This is a genomic window from Saccharothrix sp. NRRL B-16348, assembly GCF_001280085.1.
In the GTDB taxonomy this organism is placed as follows: domain Bacteria; phylum Actinomycetota; class Actinomycetes; order Mycobacteriales; family Pseudonocardiaceae; genus Actinosynnema.
On the sequence record NZ_LGED01000236.1, the window covers coordinates 35,560 to 45,321 of the forward strand.

Below are 9,762 nucleotides of genomic sequence, written 5' to 3' on the forward strand. Positions count from 1 at the left end.
TGGGGTGCCATGGCCGATCGAACCGTCCACGACGCGCACCGGCACATCGGTGTGATGCCCGAGTACCCCTTCTACGGCGGCCCGGCGGTGCGGCCCGACACCACCGCCCGTGCCACGATCGACGAACTGCTCTCCGACCTCGACGCCGAAGGCACCGAGCGGGCGCTGGTCCTGCCCAACTACGGTGTGCCCGACCCGGACCTCGCCTTCTCCTTCAACGAGTTGTGCGTGGAGGCGGCGACGCGCGACGACCGGATCCGCGCCTGCCTGTGGGTGTCGGCGCTGGCGCGCGACGCGCACCGGACCGAGGCCGCGCTGGCGCTGGCCGGGGAACCGGGTGTGCGGGCTCTGAAGCTCAGCTTCCTGCTCGGCGGCCGGCCGGACGACCCGGCGTGCCGGCCGGGCCTGGACCGGATCTTCGCGGTCGCCCGCGAGCACGGGCTCGTCGTCCACGTGCACACCTCGCCCGGCGCCGCCTCGGACGTCGACCAGGTCGGCAACCTCGTCGAGTGGTACGGCGACGACGTGGCCGTGCACCTCGTGCACTTCGGCGGCGGCATGAGCGGTCACATCAAGCTCGTCTCGCACCGGTTCTTCGACTGGATCGAGGCGGGCAAGCAGGTCTACACCGACCTCTCGTGGGCGATCGGTTTCGCGCCGCGCTGGCTGGCCCGCGAGATCGACCGGCGCGGGATCGGGCACGACCGGATCCTCTTCGCCAGCGACCAGCCCTGGGGAGACCACGAGGGGGAGTACGCCCGCCTGCGCGCCGCCACAGGTGACGGTGAGCTCGCCGACCTGGTCTTCCGCGGCACCTTCGAAAGGCTCTACGGGTAGCACCCCGTGGTGAAAGACCCACCGAACAACAAGGAGGACGCGTGTCCGAGCTGACCGAGACCGAGAAGCAGAGCCTCGAGGAGATCCCACACCCCTCACTGCCCGAGGGGTCCAACCTCTACGGCGGGACGAAGGTCTTCCCCGACTACCAGGCCGAGCCCGGGCAGTCCTACTTCACCCTGGTCCACGGCATCGCGCACGAGTCGTCGGTCAGCTTCGTGGCGATCCTGCAGGCGACCCGCGCGCTGCGGAAGGGGTTCGAGGCCGCGATCTACTTCTACGGACCGGGCGCGATGAACTGCATGGCCACGCGCGGGTTCCCGACCACCGGCAACTCCGCCTTCCCCGGCGAGCACAACATCAACGACCAGCTGAAGACCTTCATCAAGGAAGGCGGCAAGGTCTACTGCTGCCGCTTCGGCCTGTCGCTGCACGGACTCCGCGAGGAGGACCTGATCGCGGGAGTCATCCCGACGCACCCGCTCGACGTGCAGGACGCGCTGATCCACTACGCCCGCAAGGGAGCGATCATCAACTCGACCTACATGTGGTAGCCGAGCGCTGACCCGTTCGCGTTCCTCCGCAACGCGGGCCGCCGGCCGGGAGGTCCGGCCGGCAGCCCGACGTCCGATGTCGTTGGAGAGTCAGGGGTGTGATCGTGCGCGTTGACACAGATGGGCAAGCGGCGGGGAAACTGGCCACGAGGATCGATCTCGCCGTTCGGGGCGTGCGGGTCGACGCGCCGGTGCGGCGCAGCAAGGGCGCGGGGCCGAGCGACGACGGCCACCTCGTCATCGACGGTGCCAACGCGGCGCTGCCGCTGAACCCGGACAGCCCTTACACCGTCAGGGACGGGCGGGTGTTCGACGGTGCGATCGACCTCGGCCTGTCGGTGGAACCCGTCGCGCGGCCGAAGTTCTACGACCTGACCACGGCGGACGGCGTGCCGTACCGCAAGATCGCCCTGCTGCACGGACGCGACGTGCTGGCCACGACCGCGGTGCAGACCTGCGTCCGGTACGCCGAGGACCAGCGCTGCAGGTTCTGCGCCATCGAGGAGTCCCTGCGGTCGGGGGCCACGGTCGCGGCGAAGACCCCGGCGCAGCTGGCCGAGGTGGCAGAGGCCGCGGTGCGGCTCGACGGCGTCCGGCAGATGGTGATGACCACCGGCACCACGAACGGGCCCGATCGTGGCGCCCGGCATCTGGCGCGGTGCGTGCGGGAGGTGCTCGAGGCCGTGCCGGGGCTGCCGATCCAGGTGCAGATCGAGCCGCCGGCCGACCTGGCGGTGCTGTCCGAGCTGCGCGCGGCCGGCGCGACGTCGATCGGCATCCACGTCGAGTCGCTCGACGACGAGGTACGGCGGCGGTGGATGCCGGGCAAGGCCACCGTGCCGCTCGCCGAGTACGAGGCCGCGTGGGACGAGGCGGTCCGGGTGTTCGGCCGCAACCGGGTCTCGACCTACCTGCTCATCGGTCTGGGCGAGGACCCCGACGACCTGGTGGCGGGCGCGGCGCGACTCGTCGAGCGCGGCGTGTACCCGTTCGTGGTGCCGATGCGGCCGATGCTGGGCACGCTGGCTCGCCGCGACGGTGCCGAGCCTCCCGCGCCGGCGCTGGTGCGCGACGTCACCGAGCGGGTGGCCGCGTTGCTGCGCGCCGCCGGGATGAAGGGCGCGGACCAGGGCGCCGGCTGCGCGGCCTGCGGAGCCTGCGGCGCGCTGAGCGCGGCGGGAGCCTGACGATGATCGACGTCCTCGCGGTCCTCGGCGACCGGGCCACCATCGCGCGCCAGCCCGAGTTCCGCGTCGAGCAGGCCGACGACGCGGCGACGATGGCGGCGTACCACGCGCTGCGGACCGACGTGTTCGTGCGCGACCAAGGCCTGTTCACCGGGCACGACCGCGACGAGCGCGACGAGGACCCGCGGACCGTCGTGCTGGTCGCCCGTGACCGCGCCGGCACGGTCGTCGGCGGGGTGCGGCTCGGTCCCGCGACCAGAGGCACCGACCTCGGCTGGTGGCTCGGCGGGCGGCTGGTGGTCGCGCCGGCGAGCCGCGGGACGGTCGGCTCGGCGTTGATCAGGGCGGCCTGCGCGTACGCGGAGAACGCCGGGGTGCTCCGGTTCGAGGCCACGGTCCAGGTCCGCACCGAGGCGCTATTCGTCCGGCTGGGGTGGACGCCTGTGCGGCCGGTGTCCGTGGCCGGTTCGGCGCACGTGCTGATGCGGTGGCCGATCCGGCGGATCGCCGCGCTGGCCGAGGCCACCAAGAGCGACCTCGGACCGTTGCTTGCCGGCCTGACCGGCATGCCCGGCTTCGTCGGCGACGACGGTGTGCCGGTGCCCGGCAGCGATCTCGTCGCGGCGTGCGACGCGATCCTGCCGTCGATGGTGGAACGCGACCCGGACTGGGCGGGCTGGTGCTCGGTGCTGGTCAACGTGAACGACCTCGCCGCCATGGGCGCCGATCCGGTGGGCCTGCTGGACGCGCTCGGCGCCCGCGACCGCTCGTTCGCGACCCGCGTGCTGGCCGGGCTGCGGCGGGCGAGCGAGGCCTACGCGGTGCCCGTGCTCGGCGGGCACACCCAGCTCGGCGTGCCCGCGGCCCTGTCGGTGACCGCGCTCGGCCGCACCGGGCGGCCGGTGCCCGGCGGCGGCGGGAAGCCGGGCCACCGCGTGCGGCTCACGGCGGACCTCGCCGGAGGCTGGCGGCCGGGATACGCGGGCAGGCAATGGGATTCCACGACCACGCGGCGCACACCCGAGCTGCGGGCGATGCTCGCGTCGGTGGGGACGGCCCTCCCGGCGGCCGCCAAGGACGTGTCGATGGCGGGCGTCGTGGGGACGCTCGGCATGCTCGCCGAGGCGAGCGGGTGCGGGTCGGTGCTCACCGTCGCCGACGTGCCCCGGCCGTCCGGCGCGACGGTGGGGGACTGGCTCACCTGCTTCCCCGGTTTCGCGGTGCTCACGGCGGACGAACCCGGTGCCGGTGCGCTGGTGAGCCCCGCGATGAGCGCCGAGTGCGGTGAACTGGTGGCGGGCCAGGGTGTGATGCTGCGCTGGCCCGACGGTGAGCAGACCGTGGCGATCGAGGCCGGGGTCACGGGAATGGGGACAGCATGAGCAAGCTGCGCATGGCCGCGGTGGCCGCGCCGTTCGACCGCGACCTGGAGGCCGCCTTCGCCCGCATCGCACGGTTGGTCGACCGGGCGCGTGCCGACGGGGTCGGGCTGCTCGCGCTGCCGGAGGCGTGTCTCGGCGGCTACCTGGCCAACCTCGACGGTGACGCGGACGGGCCACCGGCGCTCGCGCTCGACGGGCCGGAGATCCGCAGGCTCGCCGCGCTCGCCGGCGACCTGGTGGTCACCGCCGGGTACTGCGAGGAGGCGGACGGGCTGCGGTACAACAGCGCGGTCTGCGTCCACGGCGACGGGGTGCTCGGCAACCACCGCAAGGTGCACCAGCCGTTGTCGGAGGACGCGACCTACCGGGCGGGCGGCGGGTTCGCCGCGTTCGACACGCCGGTCGGCCGGCTGGGCATGATGATCTGCTACGACAAGGCGTTCCCCGAGTCGGCGCGGTCGCTCGCGGTGGACGGCGCCGAGATCGTGGTGTGCATGTCGGCCTGGCCGGGCAGCCGGACCAGTCCGGCCGCGGACCTCGCGCAGGACCGGTGGAAACGCCGGTTCGACCTCTTCGACAGGGCGCGCGCGCTCGAGAACCAGGTCGTGTGGCTGTCCGCCAACCAGTCCGGCACGTTCGGCGACCTGCGGTTCGTGGCCAGCGCCAAGGTGGTCGACCCCGGCGGCGAGATCGTGGCCGACACCGGTGTCGCCGAGGGCGTCGCGGTGGCCGAGCTGGACGTGCGGCAGGCACTGGAGACGGCCAGGCGGCACATGGGACACCTGAGGGACCGGCGACCGGAGGCGTACGACCACCTCACCGTGACGGGCGGCTGACCGGATGGCCGCGATCCGCATCGGCGCGGTTGCCGCGCACTTCGGGCGGGACCTCGACTTCGCCCTGCAGCGCATCACCACGCTCATCGACCACGCGCGCGCGTCCGGCGTCTCCCTGCTGGTGCTGCCGGACGCGGCGCTCGGCGGCTACCTCGCCGACCTGCGCCACCCCGACCCGCACGCGCTGCCACCCGCCCTCGAACGCGACAGCCCGCTGGTCAAGCAGATCGCGACGCTCGCCGCCGAGATGGTCGTGTGCGTCGGGTACTGCGAGGCGGCCGACGGCGACAGGTACAACGCCGCGGTCTGCGTGACCGGCGACGGCGTGCTCGGCCACCACCGCAAGGTGCACCAGCCGCCGGGGGAGAGCGTCGCGTACTCGCCGGGCGACACGTTCGCGGCGTTCGACACCCCGGTCGGCCGGGTCGGCATGCTGGTCGACTACGACAAGACGTTCCCGGAGTCGGCGCGATCCCTGGCGCTCGACGGCGCCGAGATCGTGGCGTGCCTGTCGGCGTGGCCCACGAGCATCACCAACCGCGCGCCCCGCATGGCCCAGGACCGCCAGTCCCGGCTGTTCGACCTCTACGACCAGGCCCGTGCCGCCGAGAACCAGGTCGTACTGGTCTCGTCGAACCAGACCGGCGCCATGGGAGGCATGCGGTTCCTGGGGCAGGCCAAGGTGGTCGGGCCGGGCGGCGAGGTGCTGGCCCGCACCTGGAGCAAGGCGGGCATCGCCGTGGCCGAGCTCGACGTGGCGGCGGAGATCGCGAACGCCCGGCGGGTGCTGCACCACCTCGGCGAGCTCAACTCGGCCGCCTACCGGAGAATCCCGTGAAGATCGCGCTCCTGAGCTACTCGACCAAACCGCGCGGCGGCGTGGTGCACACCCTCGCGTTGGCCGAAGCGCTGGCCGCGGCGGGCGAGGACGTGACGGTGTGGACGCTCGGACGCGGCGGCGACAGCGGCTTCTTCCGGCCGGTCGACCCGGCTGTGCGGCTACGGGTCGTGCCGTTCCCCGACGTCGAAGGCGAAGGCGTCGGCGCGCGGATCCTGCGTTCCATCGACACCCTGCGCGCCGCCTTCGACCCCGCGGGCTATGACGTCGTCCACGCCCAGGACTGCATCAGCGCCAACGCGGCGCCGCGGTGCGTCCGCACGGTCCACCACATCGACCACTTCACCACCCCCGAGCTCGCCGCCTGCCACGAACGGGCGATCACGGAACCGTTCGCCCACGTGTGCGTGTCCGCGGCGGTGGCGGAGGAGCTGCGGCAGGGCTGGGGGATCCGGGCCGACGTCATCCCCAACGGCGTGGACGCACGGCGGTTCGCGCTCGCCGCGCAGGACGGTTCCGCGTTGGAGCGGTGGCGTGCGCGGCTGGGCCGGTACGTGCTGGCCGTCGGCGGCATCGAGCCCCGCAAGGGCACACTCGACCTGCTGGAGGCCTACGCCCTGCTGCGACCGTCCACACCGGACATGCGCCTGGTGATCGCGGGCGGCGAGACGTTGTTCGACTACCGCGGCTACCGCGACCGGTTCGACCGGCGCGCCGCCGAGCTCGGCGTGGCGCCGGTCATGCTCGGCCAGGTGCCGCACGACGAACTGCCTCCTCTCGTCGCCGCGGCGAGCGTGTTCGCCTTCCCCTCCACCAAGGAGGGCTTCGGCCTGGCCGCGATGGAGGCCCTGGCCGCCGGGGTGCCCGTGGTCACCCGCAACCTGCCCGTGCTGCGGGAGGTCCTCGGCGGCGCCGCCCGGTTCGCCGACGACCCGGCCGGGTTCGCCGAGCAGCTGCGCTCGGCCCTCGCCGCCCCCGTCTCCCTGCGGGCGGCCGGACGTGCCCTCGCGGCCGGCTACAGCTGGGAGAAGGCAGCAGCCGACCACGTGCTGTTGTACCGTCGGCTGTCGGGTTGAGCCGTTCGTCGGGAGCACGCATCGTGGACTTCCACCAGGCGTGCCAAGGAATCCGGGCTTCTACCGTCGATGGACTCGATCGGTGGCTGCTACGACAATGCCATGATCGAATCGTCCTTGGGACGTGTGCGAGGTCGTCCGGACACGCGGTTTGGACTGGTCAGCCGACGTTGGCCGCCACACCCTCGTAGACGTAGCCGCCGCGGATCGCCGTGTCCACCTCGGCCGCGCTGGTCATCAGCACGTGGTCGCCATTGCCGGAGTGGCGCAACCGGTGGAACGGGATACCCGATCCGGAATTGGGCGGGTAGACGTAGGCGCTGATTCCCTCGTAGGTGTAACCCTGGGTCGTGGTCGCGGATACGACCTCATCCCAGCTCGCGGTGTGGTACCGGTCCTTTCGCTGCGGGCTGTAGATCCGGTAGAAGGGGATCAACCCGGCCTGCGACGAGTTGGACACGAACGCGTCCAGGCTGCTGTAGGTGTAGCCGGCCGGAGGGCTGATGGCGTCGTTCCGGTTGGTGGTGTTGTAGTTGTCGCCGGTGTTCGGGTTGTAGAGCCGGTAGAACGCTGTGGTGAGCGAAGCCTGGGCCGAGACTTCGGCAGTGGCGACCGGCGTGACGGCGGCGAATGAGGCCACCGCGACGAGGACGGCCGTGACGGTCCTCGTGACCAGCGAGCGCCTGGTAATCGGGCGATGCGATGACAAGCGTTCCTCCGTGGGTTTTCGAAAAGCGAAACCGTGGTTCGGCACGATTTCAAGCATGCCAATGGTCGGTTGCCCCTGAGGCGGCCACCAGCCACCGTTCGGGCGTGCCCGGGATGTGTGGCGTGATCACGGGGAATAAATCGACTGTCCGGCGTATCGGATTGAGATGAGTGATGTACCCGAAGTCGAACGCCACCGGCCGCGCGCGGGGGAGGCCTTCGGGCGTCCGCACTCGCTCCGGTGCGACTCGCCGCCGAACAGCGGCCCGGTCGATGTGCACGTGTTCCTGCCCGGCTGAAACCGGGGCTCAGTCCCTCGAAGATGTCGTCGGCGCACGGGCCGTCTCGGCTACCGCGTAGTGCTGCTGGTGCCATCGAGATCATTGAGTTGATGCTGGACGCGGTCGGCGTCGGTGTCGCGGCCTTGTTCCCGGTACAGCTCCAGTGCCTCGCCTGCGGGTGGCGTTGGTGGTTTCGGTGCAAGGTGAGGGCGGCGTGGCAGCGGCTGCGGGCGGTGTCGAAGTCTCCCAGGCGCGCGGTGTGCCAGCCCATCGCGTTGAGCGCGTCGGCTTCCCACACCGGCTGGTCGAGTGCGCGGTAGAAGTCGAGGGCGTGCCGGGCGTGGTCCAGCGCCCGCCGGTCGTCCAGCGCAGCCCACCATGAGGCGAGCGCGTCGTGCCGGTGCCCCCGCCGAATATGAAAAGTGTCCAGTGCCTGGGCAAGGTGCCAAACGACGTGGTGGCGGCCCAGGGAGGTTGTCCCCGGATACCGGACACCGGATTTCATGCCACGTGGGTGAGGTCTTGACGATAGTCGACGCGGGCTTCGTGCGGGGTACGGTAGTCGAGTGTCGAATGTAGACGGTCGTGGTTGTAGTAGCCGAGGTAGGCGAAGACGTCGCGTCGGGCGTCGTCGCGGGTGTCCCAGACGGTGGTGCCGATCTCGGTCTTGAGGGTGGCGAAGAACGATTCCGCGACGGCGTTGACGCTCCTATAGTTGTCAAGCGGCCTGTGCGGTGTTGGTGGACAGGGTGCGCAGGGGTCGTAGCAGTGGGTGCGCAGGGGTCGTAGCAGTGCCCAGATTTCCCTGGCCAGTAGGCGTTTGAGGCAGCGGATGATCTCGGCCTTGGTCTTGCCTTCGGTGGTTCGTCGGGCGACGTAGGCGATGGTGGGCTGGTGGAAGCGCATGCGGACGATGACGACGCGGTAGAGGGCTGCGTTGGCCTGGCGGTGTCCGCCGCGGTTGAGTCGGTGTCGGTTGGTCATGCCGGAGGATGCCGGGATCGGGGCGACGCCGCACAGCCGTGCCCAGGCCGGTTCGGAGCGGACGCGGTCGATGTTGTCGCCGGCGACGATGAGCATCTCGGATGCGGTGTCGGCGCCGATGCCGAACGCGTCGACCAACTGGGGTACCAGTTGTCCGGTGAGCTGGGCCAGAAGTGCCTCGTGTGCCTTGATTTCGGCGTCGAGGTGTTGCCACCGGCGGGCGATGGCGCGCAGCGTGTGTTTGGTCGCGGCGGTGACGGTGTCGACTGTGCCGGGGCGCAGGCCGGCGCAGCGGTGGATCAGCGCCATCTTCGTCAAGGGTTGCAGTTGCTCGCGCAGTTCGGGGTCGGCGGTGACGAGCACGGCTTTGAGGGTGATCATGGCGGAGGTGCGGGCCTTGACCGCGACGTCCTTGGCGACCTTGATCTGGCGGATCATCTCGACCGTGCCGTCGTTGGTCTTGGGCACGGCGGTGGCGGTGTTGTTCAGCACGGCGCGGGCGGCGTTCTCGGCGTCGATGGTGTCGCTCTTGCCGCGCAGCCTGCGGTCGCGTCGGTCGGTGCGCAGCACCTCGACCGCGCCCAGTCCGCGGCGGCGGACGGCGGAGGTCAGGCCGGCGCCGTAGGAGCCGGTGCCCTCGATGCCGAACACGAGCCGCTTCGCGCCGAATCCGGCGGCCCAGTCCAGCAGATGCTCGTAGCCGTCCTGGTCGGCGGGGAACGAGCGGTCGTCCAGGCGTCCGCCGATGTCGTCCAGGGCGACGGCGACGTGGATGTGTTTGTGGGTGTCGACGCCGATGACGACTCGACGCAACCTGGGATCGCGCTTCACACTGGGCATCGTGGGCTCCACCTCCGGGACCGGGGACACGGGGCTCGTGACGCCGGCCGGTCGGGTGGACGGGACTGTGACGGGACCTGCTGCGATCAGGCTCCTATGAGGTCACTGCCCGTCCGGCCGGCACCACTGGGTGGTGCACCACCAGGCGGACGACAGATCAACAGCAAGGACACCCGAACCGCGGGGTCAGTCGTAAACAGGAGTCAGGCCGCCTGGTGGCAACCACCAGTCTCACAGTC

General features: G+C 71.3%; 9 protein-coding genes. 7 read left to right on the plus strand and 2 right to left on the minus strand.

What is annotated here, in order from left to right:
- Window positions 1-9: 9 nt before the first annotated feature.
- The 7 genes from ADK67_RS37175 (at window position 10) to ADK67_RS37205 (ending at window position 6,710) form a co-directional block, all read left to right on the plus strand.
- On the plus strand, window positions 10-837 hold the full coding sequence (locus ADK67_RS37175; RefSeq protein WP_053721256.1) for an amidohydrolase family protein: 828 nt from the start codon (window positions 10-12) through the stop codon (window positions 835-837).
- Window positions 838-878: 41 nt separating this feature from the next.
- A complete protein-coding gene (locus tag ADK67_RS37180) occupies window positions 879-1,391 on the plus strand; it encodes an MSMEG_0572/Sll0783 family nitrogen starvation response protein (RefSeq protein ID WP_053721257.1) in 513 nt (170 codons plus the stop codon).
- A 104-nt stretch (window positions 1,392-1,495) separates the two neighbouring features.
- The gene (locus ADK67_RS37185; RefSeq protein ID WP_053721269.1) at window positions 1,496-2,578 is read left to right on the plus strand and encodes an MSMEG_0568 family radical SAM protein; all 1,083 of its coding nucleotides are present in this window, start codon (window positions 1,496-1,498) and stop codon (window positions 2,576-2,578) included.
- Window positions 2,579-2,580: 2 nt separating this feature from the next.
- Window positions 2,581-3,960 carry an MSMEG_0567/sll0787 family protein gene (locus tag ADK67_RS37190; protein WP_053721258.1) on the plus strand — a complete coding sequence of 460 codons (1,380 nt, stop codon included), beginning with the start codon at window positions 2,581-2,583 and terminating at the stop codon, window positions 3,958-3,960.
- Window positions 3,957-4,796, plus strand: coding sequence for a carbon-nitrogen hydrolase family protein (locus ADK67_RS37195; protein WP_053721259.1), 840 nt, complete (start codon window positions 3,957-3,959; stop codon window positions 4,794-4,796). The genes ADK67_RS37190 and ADK67_RS37195 overlap by 4 nt, the downstream gene beginning before the upstream one ends.
- Before the next feature lie 4 nt (window positions 4,797-4,800).
- Window positions 4,801-5,634: a carbon-nitrogen hydrolase family protein gene (locus ADK67_RS37200; protein WP_053721260.1), complete on the plus strand. Its 834-nt coding sequence runs from the start codon at window positions 4,801-4,803 to the stop codon at window positions 5,632-5,634.
- Complete coding sequence (locus ADK67_RS37205; RefSeq protein ID WP_053721261.1) at window positions 5,631-6,710, plus strand: MSMEG_0565 family glycosyltransferase; 1,080 nt, start codon at window positions 5,631-5,633, stop codon at window positions 6,708-6,710. The genes ADK67_RS37200 and ADK67_RS37205 overlap by 4 nt, the downstream gene beginning before the upstream one ends.
- 160 nt (window positions 6,711-6,870) lie before the next feature.
- Here the strand turns inward: ADK67_RS37205 and ADK67_RS37210 are convergent, their stop codons facing one another.
- Window positions 6,871-7,350 (minus strand): hypothetical protein, encoded by a 480-nt coding sequence (locus tag ADK67_RS37210; protein WP_053721262.1) that lies wholly within the window; start codon window positions 7,348-7,350, stop codon window positions 6,871-6,873.
- Between the two features lie 850 nt (window positions 7,351-8,200).
- Window positions 8,201-9,523 (minus strand): IS110 family transposase, encoded by a 1,323-nt coding sequence (locus ADK67_RS37220; protein WP_157621279.1) that lies wholly within the window; start codon window positions 9,521-9,523, stop codon window positions 8,201-8,203.
- Window positions 9,524-9,762: the final 239 nt, after the last annotated feature.

Coding starts and splice junctions, on each gene's coding strand:
- ADK67_RS37195 (WP_053721259.1), top strand. CDS start 3,957: ATGAGCAAGCTGCGCATGGCCGCGGTGGCCGCGCCGTTCGACCGCGAC.
- ADK67_RS37220 (WP_157621279.1), bottom strand. CDS start 9,523: ATGCCCAGTGTGAAGCGCGATCCCAGGTTGCGTCGAGTCGTCATCGGC.
- ADK67_RS37200 (WP_053721260.1), top strand. CDS start 4,801: ATGGCCGCGATCCGCATCGGCGCGGTTGCCGCGCACTTCGGGCGGGAC.
- ADK67_RS37190 (WP_053721258.1), top strand. CDS start 2,581: ATGATCGACGTCCTCGCGGTCCTCGGCGACCGGGCCACCATCGCGCGC.
- ADK67_RS37175 (WP_053721256.1), top strand. CDS start 10: ATGGCCGATCGAACCGTCCACGACGCGCACCGGCACATCGGTGTGATG.